This is a genomic window from Streptomyces lothianensis, assembly GCF_047779955.1.
Taxonomy (GTDB): Bacteria; Actinomycetota; Actinomycetes; order Streptomycetales; family Streptomycetaceae; genus Streptomyces.
In genome coordinates this window covers 1-16,173 of the sequence record NZ_JBLMKT010000083.1, presented here as the reverse complement: position 1 = coordinate 16,173, position 16,173 = coordinate 1, and the positions used below count along the sequence as shown (strand labels likewise).

Below are 16,173 nucleotides of genomic sequence, written 5' to 3'. Positions count from 1 at the left end.
CGGCGGGGCGAGCCGGTGATCGTGAGGCTTGCGCCCGTCCGCGCGGCGTTAGGCATCCGTGCCGGGAGGGTCGCCGCGACCCCAGGGCCCGAGGACCGCTCCCGGCTCGCTCGCACCGTGGTCGCGTTCCTGCAGCGCGGTTGCCAGGACAGCGAGGATCCGTTCGCCCTTGACGGCGGCCTGGTGGCGCAGCGGGCCCTCGGGGATCTGGCAGGGGAGCGTCACCCGCCTCGCCCTCAGGTCGATCTGCAGCGTGACGGTGCGCACGAGAGGGCATCCCTGCTCATCCCCGGCGTACAGCCGGAGCCGGGCTGCGACGCGGTGGTCGACGGGGGTGAGCCGTACGTACTCGTTGCGCCAGGAGCGGTTCTCGACGTCAGGGCAGATCCGCACCGCGGCGGGAACCATGCGGCCGGTGGGCACCAAGCGGTCGTTGAGCGGCGCGGTGGGGTCCCTCTCCAGGCGCGTCACGTGCTGGTGGAACGGGTACCAGCCGGGCCCGTAGAACACGACCTGGGAATCCAGGACATACCGCCAGCTGCCGAGCTCCACCTTCACGCCGTACATGTCCCGCTCGGGCTCGGGGGCGACGTAGAGGTCCAGGGGCGACGTGACGGCGCGCGGCATCAGATCCGGCGCCAGGCACGGGAACGCCGGAAGGTCGGTGGGCAGGAACGACGTGCGGGTGTTCCCCAACTCCCCCGAGCCGAAAGCGCCGTCGCCCACCACTGTGCGGACCAGGCGGGGGACGGCGCGATCGCGCGGAGTGACGCGGAAGGCGACGGCCGACCCCTCGGCCGAGATCAGCTCCTGGAAGTCCCAGTCCGGCCGGTCCGCGCGCAGTCCGTGCTGCAGCTCGCGCAGGGCTCGGGAGACGCGACGGCCGAGCGGGTCTTCCGGGTCCCAGCGCCGGGACGAGGGGAGGACCAGAGCGGCATCGGGGTGCCACTGGTCGGACAGAACCTGCCACGGCCCGGGCGGCAGCAACGAGGCGACGTGGCCGGCGAGTTCCTCGGCGTCGGTCAGCTCACGCAGGACGACGGCGGTGAGACGCGCGGTGGACGGCGCGTCCCAGGGACCCCCCAGGATGAGGCTCAGCCCGCTACCGGGGGCGCCCAGGGTGACGCTGAGCCGCCGACCGTCCAGCCAGGCCTGCGCAGGTCCGAACTGGACGAACAGCCCCGGCTCGCCGGGCTGCCGGAACGGGGCGCCGGTGGTGAGCAGGCGGGCCACGGCCCCGCGGGGCGGCTGGGCGTCGCGGGCATCGGGCAGGGCCGGGGCATAGCGGGTGACGGCGTCCAGGATCCTCGACACGGCGGGCGTCGGGATCTGCGCGCTGATGCGCGCGGTGCAGATCCGTGCAGGCCCGGTGGGCGACGGCGCGGCCAGGGCCGTCTGGACCGGCCCGCCCGGCTCGCGGGTCCGCAACGTCAGGCGGTAGCCGCCGGGCAGGTCGGCGCGAAGGCGCGCGTCGCCGCGCAGCCGGTGTGCGACAACGGCCTCGGAGATGGCGTAGGTCGGAGAGACGGGCTCGAACTCGTACATGGCGCAGACCTCCACGGGCAGCGGCGAGTGGTCCTGGTCAGCGGGTGATGCGGGCCCGGGCTTTGGCGGCCTGGACGCGGACGGCGTCGGCGTGCGCGGCGGCGCGGACCTTGTCCGCCCAGTCGGCGGCGCGCTGCGCCAGTTCGGCGAGGCGCGCCAAGGAGGCGTCCTGGCGCTGGCGGGTGCGGTCCATGAGCCGGGCGTGCTCGGCGGTCAGCTCTTCGGCGGTGTAGGCGGCGATCGCCTCGGCGCCGTGGCGGCGGGTGACGCGCCCGAAGGGGCAGGCGCCTTCCTCCTGTTCGATGACGGCGAGGTCGGCGGCGGGCCAGCCGGTCTCCTCGTCGCGCGGTCCGAGCTGGATGTCGAGCACGCACACCGTGTCCGGGTCGTGCAGGCCGTTGCCGTGATAGCGGCGCTGCGGGCGGGGCACGGGGCCGGTCTGGCGTTCGGTGTGCTCGCGCCAGAGCCCGGGGGAGGGGTCTTCCTCGTCCTGATGGAGGCGGTGAAGGTAGGCGACCAGCGAGGGCAGCTGCCAGGCAGCGGATCCGAAGGGCGCGGCCGGCATGGCGAGCCCGACCCGGGCGATAAGTCCCGTGTGGTTGCTGACGGCGGCCTGGGCGACGAACAAAGGGGCGTGGAGGCAGAGTTCGGAGCGGAGCATGGCGAAGCCTTCCGGGCGGGCGGCACGCAGAGGGGAGGGGGCCCGGGCCGGACCGCGCGGTCCGGCCCGGGCAGCGGTCAGGACGATTCCTCGGAGTCCTCGGCGCTCGCGCCGTCCGAGGTGTCCTCGTCGGCCTGCGCGTCGGTGTCGTCCGCGTCCGGCTCGCCCTCCTGGAAGGGCTCGTCGTCGACGACGGCCTGCTCGATGCTGGAGAGCGGATAGCCGATCTCGGCAAGGAACGTCAGCCACGTGCGGGCGTCCCCGCGGATCTCGTGCAGCTCGTAGACGGAGGAGCGGGCGGTGCGGTCGGTGCGCCAGGTCCGAACCTCGTTCATCCGCTTCTCGAACGTCGCGGCGAGCACCGCGAAGTTGAGCAGAGTGAGCTTGGCCGGGGTCGCCGTCTTGGTGCGCTCGGTCAGGGTGCTGTAGCCGGTCAGCTCCTTGATGAGGTTGTGGCGGCCGATGTCGCCCGACCACTGGGCCACCGGCTTAGGGCAGGTCAGGAGCTGCTCGGTGATGAACGCGGCGAGCGGCTTCGGCGCGGTCTTGCGGCCGATCAGGTCCTTCAGCCATGCCTGCCGGGCCTTCTCGGCGGCGCGGTAGACCTTGTTGCCTGCCTTGACGTACTCGCGCGACGGCTCGGACGGCTTGGCCTCTTCCACCGCTTCGGTCGGCTGTGCGTCTGCCTCGTCGTCCGTCTTGGGGGCGTCTTCCTGGGGCGGCCGGTGGCCGAAGTGGTCCGGGTCGGTGCAGAGGTAGTCCACCTCGCCGGGCTCCTGGGGGTTCTCGGCCCAGATCGCCACGTGGCCCGGGCACCCGGTGTGGGCCTCGGCGCTCATGGGCTTGCCGTCCGGGCCGTCCAGCTCGGCGAGCTGCTCGGCGGTCGACGGAAGGGTGTCCGAGTCCTCGGCCAGCCGCACCCCGGCCGCCTGGAGCTGCGGACGGACCTTGGCGCGGGCCTGCTGCTCGGCGCGGTCGTCGCGCTCCCACTGGACCTGGAACTCGAAGCGGCCTTTGGCATGGGCCTCCAGCAGCCGGTCTACGGCGTCGGCGTCGTAGTCGAACTCGCCCAGCACACCGAGGACTTCGAGGTCGAGGTCATAGCTGCCGGTCTCGGCGAGTGCCGAACGGGTCCGATCACCCACTGTCTTGGCGGTCTTCACCGCCTGGGACACGTCCTTGCGGGTGCGGCCGGTGAGTTCGGCGATCCTCGCCTGCTTCATGCCCGCGCCGACCGCGCCGAACAGGGCGTCTGCCTGCTCCAGCTCGGTCAGGCCCCGGCGGTAGTCGTCGTCGTTCTCGATGAGCTGGTCGATGAAGTCCTCGCCCGCCTCGCGCAGGGAGGGGTCGAGCACGTACGCGGGGACCTCGATCGCGTCCTGCTCCTGTTCGGTCTCCTTGGCGGCCCGGGAGGCGAAGTAGCGCCGGTGGCCCATCTTCAGCTCGTAGGTGTCCTCGCCCAGCGGCAGGACTACGACGGGGACCTTCACGCCGTTGGCCGCGATGGACTTGAGGAATTTCTCGTCCAGGCTGAGGTCCCGGCGGACGTTGTTCTCGTTGACGCGGATCTGGCCGAGCCGCAGGGTGACCCGCTGCATCGGTGTGGTGGTTGTGGTGTCGCTCACGGATTGCTCCTCGTGCGGTCGGTTGGTGTTGAGCAAGTTGCCGCTTGCTCGTGAAATCAATTATACGCTTTTCCGGGGGAGGGGCAACACCTGTTTTCTGAGGGTGAGTCAGGTAGCCGTGCAGGTCACGAGCGCGGTGCGGCCTGGGCGCGCTGCAGGGCGGCGAAGAACGGCCCATGGCGCGTGAACTCGTCCTCAGGGAGGGCGGAGGGGCTGTCCGGGGCCGTGGCCACAGTGTCGAGTACCTCGGTGAGCTTCACGAGAGGGGAGCCGTGGGAGTCGCACGGCCCCTCGTAGGTGCCGATGCCGGGAAGGTGAGCCACGTAGTGGCCGGCGTGCTCGAATACCGGGTCCTGCCACAACTCGAACGCCGTACCGGGGGCGCTCGCGAGCAGATGCACAGCAAGACCGTGTGCGGAGCCGACCGGGACTTGTTCGGTCTGGTAGCGCACCCCGAGCGTGATGTCGCTGCTGGAGGGCTCGCACGGCTCAAGGCAGTTGTCGTCGATGCCGAGCTGTGCGGCGGCCCGGTCCTCCTCGGGCAGGGCGTAGATGTACAGCTGGAGCGCGGAACGGTCGGACACGGGGGCTCCTTCGGGTGGGTGCGGACGCGCCGGGGCGGTCAGATCTCGGTCACGGACACCGGGGGTAGGCCCATGTGGGCGGCCCAGGCTTCGGCGGCGGCGCGCAGGGTGCGAAGGCCCGTTGGCCAGACGGGATGCCGGGCCTTGTCGGTCGCGTAGACGTAGGTGAACACCTGCGATCCGAGGCCGTGAGCGTTCTGCAGGCGGCCGGACAGGTGCGGGTGCTCGGGGCACCAGATGCGGTAGCGGCCCAAGGCGTCGAGCCCGTCACGGAACACGTTGGCGTGCTCCAGGTGGACGGCGACCGGCTCAGGCCGGGGTGGTGTGGACCGTACGCCGGCCTTGGTCGGCACGGTGGCGAACCCGGACTGCTGGAGGCGGGCGGTGATGTCGTCATGCACCCGCAGCCAGGTGTCGCGGGCCGGTCCGGGGCGTGGCGGCTTGCCGAGATGGCGGCCGATGTGAAGTGTCACGTGGGCGGTGCCGTCCTCGCCGGAGTGGTCCACGGACACGGTCACCTGCTCTCCGGTGAGCTGCGGGCGGTCGGCGGCGGGAAAGCGGCTCGCGGGCAGGGCGTTGCGGGTGGCGCGGACGTACCAGGAGGGTGCGCCCGGCCGGTAGGGGCAGCGGTGGCGGGCGGTCGGCGTTCTCATCGCGTGTCCTCGCGGGCGTGGCCGGAGGGGTTGTCCGGGGCCGGTGCGGTCGGGCAGGTGGTGGTCATGGTGCGTCCTCCTGTTTCACGTGGTGCCGGATGCGTTGCCGCTCCTCCGGTTGGGGGCCGGGCGCCGTGGTCGACGCCCGGCGGGACGGTCAGGCCCTGACGGCCGAGTGGGCGGTGCGCAGGGCCTCGCGGGTGGCGTCCAGCAGCGTCACGGAGATGCCGCCCGCTTCCAGGCCAAAGGCCGTCATACGGCCTGCCTTCAGGTCGCAGAACAGGTTCCCCAGGCAGACCGAGAGGGCACCGAGCTCGTACCGCAGGCCGTGCGGGGTGACGGTGCGCGCGCCCACCAGGAACCCGTGGCGGTCGTAGGGGGCGGCGTTCACCAGGTCGCGCACGGTGGGGTAGTCGTCGGAGGTGGATCCCCGGAAGCGGGTCGCGCGCAGGAAGGCGACCATGGCGCGGTCCATGCGGAAGGCGCCCGGCTTGGTGTGGTCGTCCTCGGCGGCGGCCTCGACCAGCCGTCCCACGGGCTTGGTGCCGGTCCAGCCGGAGTTGGACGGGGTGGTGTCCCTGCCGTGAACCTCGGCGTGTCGGACATGCGCGTACGTGCTGTAGATGGTGGTTCCGCCCACCGGGTGGCGCTCCTCATGTCCGGTCACCTCCTCGACCAGCCAGACCGGCTCCGAGCCGGGCCGGTAGGCGGTGAAGTCCTCCCGGTCGAAGACCAGCATTCCGGCGGTGATGTCGTGTCCGCATGCACCCATGTGCGGTTCCCTGTCTGCTCGTTGCGGGTCGGCCGGCGGCCGGTGAGTTGCCGCTCACCTGCAAAATCAATAATACACCTTCAGGGGAGCTGATCAATCCCTTTTCAGAACAGGGTGTCCCCGCCGCCGTCGCCGAACCCGGCCGACTGCGCAGCTCCGGGGGCCACGCAGGTGCGCTCGGCCCTCGGCCTGCGCGGGCGGGAGAACAGGTCTTCCTGCTCCGCCCGCGCGGCCTGCTCCGCCTGGGCCTCCAGCTCGTCCTCGCCGCGGTTGTGCACCACGATTTCAACGGCCGGTGAGGCGTCGCGCCACTGGTCGCGGTACTCGTCCGTGGGGATGCCGGGGTTGGGGCGGAGCTTGATCCCGGTCTCGCGGTGGAAGCGCTCGTACGCGGGCGAGTCCTGCGAGATGAATCCGGTCTCGATGCGGAACGGGGCGGACTCCCTCGGGATGATGAACGCTCCCCGCCGGGCCAGGGTCTCGGCGACCGCGATCACGTGGAACTCGAACAACGGACCCCGATAGCCGGGGGCGTTGGAGGTGCGCTTGATCCGCCCGAACGGCGGGTTGCTGATCGCGCAGTCGAACAGGCCGAGGTTCATGCCCGGCACGTCGAGCACATCGGCACAGATCCACGTGGCCTCCGGCAGGATGCGCCGCCCGACCTTCACGTACTCCGGGTTCTTCTCCACGCACACGATCTCGCGCGGCGGCAGACGCTCCCAGCGTCGGTTCCAGTAGTCGCGGGCGTGCCAGGCCAGGCGTCCGATACCCGCGCACAGGTCGATGATGCGCTCACCCGGAACCACGTGGTGGAGTTCGCCGGCGAGCTCGGCCGGTGTGAAGAACGCGCCGTCCAGGGTGCGGCCCATGTTCGCGGACTCGTGGAAGTGGTCGAGAACGAATTCCCGCTCCTCCTCGGTCAAGTCCCGGTCCATGTCGACCAGTTCGCACGCCCGGTTGTGCTGCTTGGTCTGCTCCTTGCTGAGCTTTCCGGCCATGACATGCCGCCTTTCGCGGTGGAGGGGTGTGCCGGTCTGGGGTGCCGCCCGGACCGGCGTCGGACCTTCGGTGAGAGGGGCGTTACGCGCTGGGCTGTGGCGTGGCGGGGAACCACCACTCCTTGCGGTTGTCGCCGTCGCGGGGGTATGCAGAGATGTGGACACCGGCCGTCGTTGCGGAGTGGTAGAAGTACCACCGACGGTGGGCAATGACGCGATCCCAGCGGGTGACGTAGCCGTCGAACACGCTGATGGGCGACCCATACCGGTTGCGTTCGGTCCGGTAGACCCTCCACCGCATGCAGTCGGCCACCTGCCAGCGGGGCCCGATACCTGCCCGCTCGATCCACAGTTCGGTGCAGTCGTGACAGGACACCCGGCGCAGGGCCTGTCCCAGATCGGCGGACTCCCACCATGCCGGGGCAGCGCCGCACAGAGCTGCGCCGCCGTCCTCCTCAGCGCGGTGCACCGTCAGGGCCAGGCCGTCCGCCGTGCGGTACCCGGAAGTCCCTACAGCACAACGGGCGATGAACATCCGCCGGGCGCTGCCGGGGGCACTCGGGGCGGCCTGCGGGGCGCGGGGCGTCTGGACGCCGGCGCAGGCCCCGCCGTCCGTCTCCCACGTCTCGACGGCGGCCAGGTCCGTGACGGCGGCGGGCGGGTGCCCGCCGGTGAGATGAGAGGCGAAGTACGTGGACATGAGGGCTCCGCTCGGTGGGCCGGGCGTCTGGGACGCCCGGCCGGTTCGGGTGGTCGGCTCGGAGGTGGTTACCGGGGTGCGACCCGCGGCCTATCTGGTGCGGGCGGTGCGCAGGTCGACGACCAGGGCGGTTGCGTTGTCGGCGTAGGCTCCGGCGTGACCGATCGCCGAGGCGGCGACGTCCCGCGCGGCCTGGCTCGGCGTGCCGGTGAGGTAGTCGGCCAGGTTGCGGGCTGAGTCCTCGAGGGGCTCGTACGCGCCGTCACTGGCCAGCAGCAGACGGCAGTTCTCCGCGCTACGAGTGATGGACTCGATGGCGGGATGCCCGTACTGGGCTTTCGTCTCCGCATCGGTCTCCGTCGCGCCCAGGCACGACGTGATGCGGTTGCGGCTGCCCTGGAAGACGCGCCGAAGGTTGTGGTCGTCGGTGAGGCGGTGGACGGTGCCGCGCGGGGCGAGGACGTAAGCGCGGGCGTCGCCGCACCAGGCGACGCTGAGCTGTTTGCCGGGGGCGGTGACGGCCACGACGGCGCACGCGGCGGGCAGGTCGTAGCGGGCGTACGGGTCCTGCCGGTCCGGCTCGGCGGCGCACGCCTCGTAAACGGCCCTCAGACCGGTCTCGGCGTCGGCGCGGACAGCGGCGGCCCTGGCGAGCCGACGGGCCGCGGTGCGGGTCCATTCGCGTACCGCGTCGCTGGAGCCGACGCCGTCGCACAATGCGTACGCGCGGGCGCCGTGGTGGGTGTAGGTGGCGGTGGCGTCGCACTGGTGGGAGCGGTCGCCGATGAGCTGGAAGGCAGCGTGGGTGGGCATGAGGACTCCGGGAGGCAGGCCGGGCCGGGCGCCGTGGGCGCCCGGCCGTGGGGCGGTCAGGCGGTGGGGGTCGGCTCGGGCTGCGCCGTGGTGACGGTCAGGTATTCGGCGCGCAGGTCGGCGGCGACGGCAGTGATGAACGCGGTGTCGGCCCGCTGGTCGCGGCTGCCGGGGGCGTACCAGTACTGGTTCTTGCGGTGCCACTTGAAGCCGTGGCGCTTGAGGACGCCGGCGGCGCCGTCGCCCCTGCGCGTACCGGTGACCGTCGTGCCGTCCTCGTCCGTGTGCTGGAGCGTGATTCCCTCCTCACCCTCGTCGCCCTGCTCGCGGGCGTTCGCCGGACGGGCGGTGGCCTGCGAGGCGGTCTGCTCCTGGGCGGCGGCCCAGCGCTGGGGGAGGACAACGTCACTGGCGATCTGCAACATCTGCTGCGGGGCCCAGTTCTCCCGGATGACGTGGCCGTCGATGACGCAGGCGGCGAGCATGGTGCTGGCGGGGGGCTCGGTGCCGTCGTGGGCCTCGGACCACAGGACGGCGGCGGCCTTCAGGGCGTCGTCGGAGACGTCCCGGTGGGTGTTGATGCCGTCGACCAGGGGCTTACCGGTGACCTTCCGGCCCTTGACGGTGACGGTGACCCTGTTGTCGGTGGACTCGTAGCGGTCCTCCATGCCGTTGAACTGCGCGCCCTGCATGGGGCGGGTGCGCTCTTCGACGTCGGCCGTGCAGGGGCCGTCTGTCCAGGAGACGGAGATCCATGCGGAGGCGGTACCGGTGCCCTTGCGCACGCTGAACTTCACACCGGGGAACGCGTTCTTCAGGCGGCTACGGAGCTCGGCGGCCACGTGCTTGGTGTCGATGTAGTCCATGTCCCGTCCTTCTGCTGCGAGTTGGGTTGGCGGCGGATGAGTTGCCGCTCACCCGCAAAATCAATATTACGCTCTTGCGGGGAGGGGGTCAACATCAGTCGGCGCTGAAGACGCATTCACCGTTGACCGTGATCCGGATCGGGATCGTTCCATCCGGGCTGATCAGGTCGCCGGGAACCTCGCCGGTGTCCAGATGGACGGACACCACCAGGCCTTCACCGCGGCTCCAGTAGGCGTAGACCTGGGTCCCGCCGGTCTCCAGACACGGCAACGTGGCTCGCTGCTTCCGGTGTTGGTGCAGAAACCTCGCGCGTCGGTTCAGGGAGGTCGCTCGGCGCTCACTCAGCCGCATAACTGTGCTTCCTCTGAGACTTCATGGGACGGCCGGGGCCGTGGGCGCCCGGCCGTGGGGTGATCAGGCGGTGGTGACGGTCAAGCCGGCGCCGACGGCGGCAATGAAACCGGTGTCGGGGCGTGCTCCGGGGTGGTGTCGCGCGGGTCGGCTGGGATCGCCTCGCCCGCCAGGGCGGCCCGCATCTGCTCGGCCGACATGCGCCCGCTCACCTCGTTGTAGGGGAGCGTGTACGTGCTGCCCCTGTGCCGGGTCTCAGCCGTTGCCGCGCGGGTGACCACGCGGCGGCCGCCGACGGCGCCGACGGCGCCGCCATCAAACGCGGCGTGGATGTGCGGCACGGTCGCCGTCTTGGCGTTGACTCGGGTCACCTCGTACCAGGACTCCCGCCACCGCACGAAATCACCCTTGATGAAGTCGGCCCGACCCCACATTTTGAAGCCGCGCCGCTCCGCCTCCTTGATGGTCTCCGCCCAGTACGTCAGCTCGTCGTCGTACTCGGCCAGACGGCGCGTCAGCTCCTGGTGGCGCGCCTCGGACGGCGCGCGTCGCCACACATCAGCCGTACGGCCCTTGTCGTCGACGCCGTCCCGCTCCCGCAGAACGCTGCGCCGCTCCGCCTCCAGCTTCTCGATACGGCGCAGCGTGCGCCCCGGGTTCTTCCGGTACCGCTCGTACGCCTCCGCCGCCTGGGCACGGTTGGCCCAGTAACCGGCCCGCTCGCCCTCGGCGATGCTCCTGCGCATGGCGTTGTGCATGCGCTCCTGATCCCTGCGGGCGCGCCCTTCCGAATGGTGACCTACCAAGATCGGCTGTCCCATCCAGAACCGTTCGCCGATCCGGTCCGAGGCATCCCGCGCGGCCTGCGAGGATGTCGCCGCACGTCCGGAGCGGTCCGCGTACCGCTGCGCCCGGCCCTCGGCCGCGTCTACGCGGGCGGCCTCCCGTTCGGCGAACGACATGGTTTCTTCGATCACCACGGCGCATGACAGTCCGAGTGCGCGCACCGTTTCTGCGGCCCGGTTGATCTTCCAGCGGTCGGCGCCCTTGTAGCGGCTGCCACGGATGAAGATCCCGGGGGTGCGGCGGTAGGTCCAGCCCAGTGGGCGCAGTGCTTCCCACACCCCGTCACCCTTGGCGGAGCCCTCAACGGTGGTGCCGTCTTCGTGGGTGTGCCGGATGACGATGTCGGCTGCCTCGGCCTCCTCCTCTGCCTCGGCGACGTCCCCGGGCAGGGTGAGCGCGCGCAGTTCCGCCGGTGAGTGGCCCATGATCCGTGCGGCGCATTCGGCGCAGCGCGGAGCGCAGCCGGGTACGTCCCACAGGAGCACTCCGAATCCGCTACACGTGTTTGCTGCCGCGCAGTCACCGCGCCCGGCGGGCTTCGCCCAGTTGATCGGCATAACCGCCGCGGCCGCCGCGACGGGGGACGGGGGGTCGACGCCCGGCACTGCGCCTCCCTCCGCCTCCCACATGTCCACCCCGGACGGGTCGGACACTACGTCCGCTGCCCGCGCGGACACCTCGGCACGGATCGCTGGCGGGCGGAGCTCTCCGCCGTCCCGCGCGAGCGCTCCGCCCTCGCCCTCCCACTCGTCCAGGTCGGCCGCATCGGCGTGCGCGTCCGGCCGCGTGTCCTCGGTCAGAGGACCCGGAGCCTTGCATTGCTGGGCAACGGTGGAGTTCACCGCGTGGAGCGTCGCCACGGTGTTCAGCCGGACCCCGTCCACCCATGCACCTGAGGCGGTCACGTCGTACAGACCGGCCGTCCACACGGCGCGCACTTCGCCCAAAACCTTGCCCGTGGCTCGCCCCCCGGCGCGCACGGTCACTGTGGCGCCCTGGCGCTGCATGGCGACGGTCCACCCGTTCGCCGTTGCTGTCTCGGCGAACGCGACGGCAGCCATGGGCAGCCACACGCCCGGCGCCGCTTGTGTCTCCGCCACGACCGGCGCACCCGCGTAACCGTCCTGCCAGTCCTCCAGTTGAGCGGCCGTCGGTGCCTTACCCGATGCCGGGATCTTCGGCGCCTTCCACGGCTGAACAAGGGTCTTGACCGACGCGGACGCCTGTCCCTTCTCAATCCCGCCCGTACGCCCGTGCGCTTTCTTCGACGGGAAGTCACGACCGGTCAGCGCGCGGCCCTCGTCACGGGCCGCCACGGCGTCCGCGAGGAGATCCACGTATGCGCGACGCTCCGCCATGCCCGGCGCGTGTTCCATGTCCGGCGACACCTCAGCGCACGCCGGAAGCTCGAACATCACCGCCGCCCCGCCGTCGGCCGACGCCCACGCCCCGCGCCCCGCCGGAACGTCACCGGCCGTTGCACGGGCCAGGAACTTGCGACCGGCCGCCGCACGCTTCCCGGCCTCCCTGGCTTCCGACTCCAGCGCGGACAGGTCACGCTCACACCACCGCACTACATCCCGCGCGTCCTGGCGTTGCTTGTCTGCGGCCCACGACACGTCACGCGCACGCGCGGCCCATGCCCCCGCCGTCTCCTTCGCAACCCACACATCCGGCCCCAGCACACCCGCCGACCGGCGTGCTTCCTGGTGAAGTTCGTACGCATCCCGCCGCCACTCTGCGCACGTCTCCGCGTGCTCCTCCGCCTCCGTCAGCGCGCGGCGCGCACGCTCGGTCAGCCACGCCCGCGATACCCGCACCGTGCCCTTGTACGGGCCACGGAACGCCACGGGGAACACCCCGCCCGTGTTGCCGTGGCAGATCACCGGCAGCACCTCAACCGCGCCCCCGTCGGTCGCCCACCCGTCCACCCCGCCGGGGTCCGACACGACGTCGGGCAATACCGCCGGGGTCTTCGTGGTCTCCTTCTCCTCGGCCGGAAGGTCCGGTGCCGCGCTGTTACTGGCCGGAGCGTCGCCGGCCGGAACCTCGGTCGTCTCGGCTGGTTCCTCCCACCCCGGGCGGGTGATGCGCAGCAGGAACGCTGACGCATGGGGCCGCACCCGCCCGCCAACCGCGCGCGGTTCCGGCGCACGCTGTGCGCACTCCTGAGCCGACGGCACGTCAAGCCCGAACCAGCGCACGACGGCGATGCAGTCGCGCGCTTCCCAACGGGCCCTGTCGGCGTCGCCCAGCCCGTACGCGGACTCTGCCCCCTCTGCACACTCTTCGGCCTCTCGGATCGCGCCCCGGGCGCTGGCGTATTGCTCTTCCGTCAGCCCGTCCCAATCGATGCGCTGGGCGAACGCACGGACCGTGTCCAGGGCAGCGCGCGCCATGCCGACCGACACGGCTGTCTGTGCGTTCTCCTCCGCCTTGCACGCCGCGACTTCCGCATGGATGCCGTACACGCGCGCCGTCTCGGCCGCCGCCCGCAGTACCGCCGCCGGACGCTCAGCTATCACGTACGCGATAGCGGCCCCCGTGACCTTGCCCCACGTGCCGCGCACGTTTCCCGTCGGAAGGCTCACGGTGTGTCCGCCGCCGGACGTGAAATGGAAGCGGAACGGGAACCGCTCGCCGCACACGGACAGTTCCGACAGCAGGTCGGAGCGCCGGAACTCACCCTCGTAGCGGTCGCCCAGCGACCGCGCTTCCATCGCTTCCGGCCACTCCTCCGCCGCCCTAAGCGCGCGCTCGACTTCCGTCACGGATGGCGCCTTACGGGCACGCTGCCGGGGGGCCGAAGTCTCGGCCGGACGGGGCGCGGGAGCGTCCGCCCGGTCCGGCGCGGCCGGCTGAGTGCGGGCGGTGGGCGCCTCGGCGGTCACCAGGTCCGCGACGGCGCGCCATGCGATGCCCTGGGCGGCCGTCTGGCCGGAGCGGGTGAGCGTGGCGCCGTCCCAGCGGTGCCCCCGGGCGGTGAGTCGCCACATACAGCGCAGGACGCTTTCCCCGGCTTCCTGACGGGCGGTGAGCAGCAGTGTGCAGTGTCCGGGCTGCGTCTGGACGGTGGCCGTCCATCCGGCCTCCTCGGCCTGGGCGGTGAGGCGGGCCAGGTTGCGGGGTAGGGCCATCGCTCGGGCGTCCGCCGCGCGGGGCTGCTCGGCGGGTGGGGCGGTGGGCTCCGGCACGTCGGCCGGGGCCGGGCCCTGCCACTGGGCGGGGGCGCTGCTGGCGGGGTGCGTGGACGTGGTCATGTCGGGTCACTCCTGGTCGGGTTGGTGCCGGGTGAGTTGCCGCTCACACCGGGAGGCAAGGCAGGGGAGGCAGGGCCTTCCCGCCGGGCCGGTCGGGCGACCGGCCCGGCGGGGTGGTGCTCAACTGCGGCGGTTCGGGGGCCGGTTGTCCCGGGGCGCGGTGCGGCTGGCCGCCCGGTCGCCCGTCTCGGCCTGGTCCTGAGCGGGGCGCGGTACTCGCTCGGCCTGGCGGTACTCGACTCCCGGCTCCGGGGCCAACGGCGCGCCGTCGGGGCCGGTGCAGTACGCCTCCCGGATGGCCTCGGCGGTGAGCGGCTGAAGCCAGTAGTTCCGGACCTTCCAGCCGCGTACGAACTCCGATCCGTCGGGGGCGAACGTCCGCACGACTAGTGAACCCGTCGCGTACCCGACCATAGATGCGGCGATTACGGTGCACACCCGAGTGGATGCGACCTCGTCGAGGATCAGGGCGTCACCCACGCCGGTGACGTGCTGGCCTTCGGTGAGGTCACCGTGCGGCGTGCTGGCGTTGGCCACCATGTGGTGGGTTCCGGGGCCGAGTGCGGCGTTCAGGAGCGACACGTAAGCGTCCGCCGCTCGGTTGAGCAACGCGCGTGCCGTGTCGGCGGCGGTGTGCATGGCGTCGTCCGTCTCGGCGTCGCCGACGGGTGCGGGGGTCCACCGCATCGCGTCCTTGCCGAGATCCTCGCCCGGGTCGACTTTCTGCCCTGCGAGGGTCTGCCGTACGTGGTCTTGGTATTCGCTCATGGTTCCCCTGCCTTGGGTTGGTGAGTTGGTGGCGGGTGAGTTGCCGCTCACTCGCAGAATCAATAATACGCTCTTGCGGAGGGTGATCTCAACCCACAATCACCCCCCGGACGTAGCGAGTTACGACGACTTGAGCGGCGTCACCGTCGTACGGAAGAACGCGTTCCGGCTGAGGCTGAACGCAACGCGCTTGGTCTCGCCCGTGCTCGCGCGCTTGCCGTAGATCTCGACCTCGGTCAACTCGTCGTCCTCATAGGCCACTTGCAACACCGTGCCTTCCCACACCTCTGGCCACGGGGCAGGCCGGTGCGCGGTCCTCGGGCGGGCACAGGCGGCCAGGCTCCGGGCGGGGCGGCGCTCGATCCGCACGCGCTGCCCCTGGCCGATCGGTCCTGTGGCGGTCATGGTGTCCCCTCTCTGGTGGCTGAGCCTGCGGGAAGGTGGGGCAACCGGCGGTCACCCCACCCTGAGTGCGTCACTGCGTCCGGCCTGCCCGCTGCTCCTCGGCGGCCGTGGACAGCTCGTTGACCCCGTGGCGCGCGTGGTTGGCCCGAACGCGCGCGGCCACCTCGTCGGCGGACGGCAGTCCGAAGCCTCCGTCACGGGCGAACATGTCGTAGGCCTCGCGCCACCCGCTTACCTGGCACTCGACCGCGTCCCGAGAAGCGCACGCGATCGTCAGACCTCCGACAGTGATGGACAGTGCGCCGATTCCGTCGGGGCTTACTGCCGCGCTCCGGGCTCGGACTTTTGCGCGTCGGGGTGCGTCGTCCAGGATCACAAACGAATTGATGGTGAGCTCGGGTTCACGCAATTCGCCTGCGTCGACCTGCTCGGGGAAAATCCTGTCGAGTATTTCGGCGGCCTCGCACCAGCCTTCCCACCAAACGCGTGCGCCGGTAGGGTGCCGGAATTCGATGATCGCCGTGGGGATCTTGAGTAGGGGAATGAGCGTCAGACCGATGAATGCATCGGTCTCGTGCTCTCCAGCAATGTGGATCGTGAGTCGGCTTGCCGCCTCAACGGTTTCGGTTTCCAAGGGGGCTCCTCGTGTTGGTGGTTGAGACGCAGTCAGGTTGCCGCCTGACCACAAAATCAATAATACACTCTCTGCCTCGGGGAGGCACCCGAAACGCCCGGACCTGCAACATCTCTTGCACCTTCTCTTGCAACAACGCCTGCGCCTTCTCTTGCAACATCCCTTGCGCAAGCTCCTTCGGGAGGGTCGACGTATCCGCAGGTCAACCAAGGGTTCCGCGTGTGGTCGGGGAACTGACATCCCCCTGTGCGTTTCCTGTGCCCTGTGCCTGACTGAGGAAAGAGGGAGTCGGGCTGTGGGCGGCGGTGTCGCTTGGGGGTGGGGCTGGTGTGTGGGTGCTGCGCGTCGACTGGCCTCCGCGCTGCCACACTGCCCGTGTGGGAAGGCCTGGAGGGACGAACCCAGTACGGAATACGGAAACCTCAATTCCCCTTTCCTCAAAGGGAATTCGGAGGATTCGCGAAAATTGCCTAGAATGGCGAAGCCGGCCACGCCATGTTGATCTTATTCAAATTGAAGAACGGGCAGGCAGAGAAGAGGGCCGGAAGAATAGGAACGGCCCGAGGATCTAGAGAATGTGACGGATTCTCAAAAATGAGTAGGAAAGCCGAAATCAGACAGACCCCAACACCCTAGCCAGCCCCAGGAATTCGCGGAGCGAATTTCTGCAGGCCGAATTGCGGAGCAA

Annotated in this window: 15 protein-coding genes; all 15 read right to left on the bottom strand. The window is 70.7% G+C overall.

What is annotated here, in order from left to right; all coding sequences use genetic code 11:
• Positions 1-48: 48 nt before the first annotated feature.
• Entirely contained in the window at positions 49-1,545 is a 1,497-nt protein-coding gene (locus ACLF6P_RS28890) for a hypothetical protein (RefSeq protein ID WP_415954363.1), read from the bottom strand.
• 37 nt (positions 1,546-1,582) lie between these two features.
• Positions 1,583-2,206: a hypothetical protein gene (locus ACLF6P_RS28885; RefSeq protein ID WP_415954362.1), complete on the bottom strand. Its 624-nt coding sequence runs from the start codon at positions 2,204-2,206 to the stop codon at positions 1,583-1,585.
• 77 nt (positions 2,207-2,283) lie between these two features.
• Positions 2,284-3,831, bottom strand: a complete 1,548-nt coding sequence (locus ACLF6P_RS28880) for a ParB/RepB/Spo0J family partition protein (protein ID WP_415954361.1) — start codon at positions 3,829-3,831, stop codon at positions 2,284-2,286.
• 125 nt (positions 3,832-3,956) lie between these two features.
• Positions 3,957-4,415: a hypothetical protein gene (locus ACLF6P_RS28875; RefSeq protein WP_415954360.1), complete on the bottom strand. Its 459-nt coding sequence runs from the start codon at positions 4,413-4,415 to the stop codon at positions 3,957-3,959.
• Positions 4,416-4,453: 38 nt separating this feature from the next.
• Positions 4,454-5,068, bottom strand: a complete 615-nt coding sequence (locus ACLF6P_RS28870) for a hypothetical protein (protein WP_415954359.1) — start codon at positions 5,066-5,068, stop codon at positions 4,454-4,456.
• Positions 5,069-5,225: 157 nt separating this feature from the next.
• A complete protein-coding gene (locus tag ACLF6P_RS28865) occupies positions 5,226-5,840 on the bottom strand; it encodes a hypothetical protein (protein WP_415954358.1) in 615 nt (204 codons plus the stop codon).
• 104 nt (positions 5,841-5,944) lie between these two features.
• A complete protein-coding gene (locus ACLF6P_RS28860; protein ID WP_415954357.1) occupies positions 5,945-6,841 on the bottom strand; it encodes a class I SAM-dependent methyltransferase in 897 nt (298 codons plus the stop codon).
• 82 nt (positions 6,842-6,923) lie between these two features.
• Positions 6,924-7,541 carry a hypothetical protein gene (locus ACLF6P_RS28855; RefSeq protein ID WP_415954356.1) on the bottom strand — a complete coding sequence of 206 codons (618 nt, stop codon included), beginning with the start codon at positions 7,539-7,541 and terminating at the stop codon, positions 6,924-6,926.
• Between the two features lie 90 nt (positions 7,542-7,631).
• The gene (locus ACLF6P_RS28850) at positions 7,632-8,354 is read right to left on the bottom strand and encodes a protein phosphatase 2C domain-containing protein (RefSeq protein ID WP_415954355.1); all 723 of its coding nucleotides are present in this window, start codon (positions 8,352-8,354) and stop codon (positions 7,632-7,634) included.
• Positions 8,355-8,410: 56 nt separating this feature from the next.
• Positions 8,411-9,220 (bottom strand): LPD29 domain-containing protein, encoded by an 810-nt coding sequence (locus ACLF6P_RS28845; protein ID WP_415954354.1) that lies wholly within the window; start codon positions 9,218-9,220, stop codon positions 8,411-8,413.
• Positions 9,221-9,314: 94 nt separating this feature from the next.
• A complete protein-coding gene (locus ACLF6P_RS28840) occupies positions 9,315-9,491 on the bottom strand; it encodes a hypothetical protein (RefSeq protein WP_415954353.1) in 177 nt (58 codons plus the stop codon).
• A gap of 161 nt (positions 9,492-9,652) precedes the next feature.
• A complete protein-coding gene (locus ACLF6P_RS28835) occupies positions 9,653-13,189 on the bottom strand; it encodes a DUF3560 domain-containing protein (RefSeq protein ID WP_415954352.1) in 3,537 nt (1,178 codons plus the stop codon).
• 609 nt (positions 13,190-13,798) lie between these two features.
• Complete coding sequence (locus ACLF6P_RS28830; RefSeq protein ID WP_415954351.1) at positions 13,799-14,446, bottom strand: hypothetical protein; 648 nt, start codon at positions 14,444-14,446, stop codon at positions 13,799-13,801.
• Positions 14,447-14,566: 120 nt separating this feature from the next.
• Complete coding sequence (locus ACLF6P_RS28825) at positions 14,567-14,851, bottom strand: hypothetical protein (protein WP_415954350.1); 285 nt, start codon at positions 14,849-14,851, stop codon at positions 14,567-14,569.
• A 70-nt stretch (positions 14,852-14,921) separates the two neighbouring features.
• A complete protein-coding gene (locus tag ACLF6P_RS28820) occupies positions 14,922-15,485 on the bottom strand; it encodes a hypothetical protein (protein ID WP_415954349.1) in 564 nt (187 codons plus the stop codon).
• Positions 15,486-16,173 lie beyond the last annotated feature (688 nt).

Bases quoted from the DNA above. Each gene is read 5' to 3' on its own strand.
- ACLF6P_RS28865 (WP_415954358.1), bottom strand. From the start codon at position 5,840: ATGGGTGCATGCGGACACGACATCACCGCCGGAATGCTGGTCTTCGAC.
- ACLF6P_RS28860 (WP_415954357.1), bottom strand. From the start codon at position 6,841: ATGGCCGGAAAGCTCAGCAAGGAGCAGACCAAGCAGCACAACCGGGCG.
- ACLF6P_RS28870 (WP_415954359.1), bottom strand. From the start codon at position 5,068: ATGAGAACGCCGACCGCCCGCCACCGCTGCCCCTACCGGCCGGGCGCA.
- ACLF6P_RS28830 (WP_415954351.1), bottom strand. From the start codon at position 14,446: ATGAGCGAATACCAAGACCACGTACGGCAGACCCTCGCAGGGCAGAAA.
- ACLF6P_RS28825 (WP_415954350.1), bottom strand. From the start codon at position 14,851: ATGACCGCCACAGGACCGATCGGCCAGGGGCAGCGCGTGCGGATCGAG.
- ACLF6P_RS28845 (WP_415954354.1), bottom strand. From the start codon at position 9,220: ATGGACTACATCGACACCAAGCACGTGGCCGCCGAGCTCCGTAGCCGC.
- ACLF6P_RS28885 (WP_415954362.1), bottom strand. From the start codon at position 2,206: ATGCTCCGCTCCGAACTCTGCCTCCACGCCCCTTTGTTCGTCGCCCAG.
- ACLF6P_RS28890 (WP_415954363.1), bottom strand. From the start codon at position 1,545: ATGTACGAGTTCGAGCCCGTCTCTCCGACCTACGCCATCTCCGAGGCC.
- ACLF6P_RS28850 (WP_415954355.1), bottom strand. From the start codon at position 8,354: ATGCCCACCCACGCTGCCTTCCAGCTCATCGGCGACCGCTCCCACCAG.
- ACLF6P_RS28855 (WP_415954356.1), bottom strand. From the start codon at position 7,541: ATGTCCACGTACTTCGCCTCTCATCTCACCGGCGGGCACCCGCCCGCC.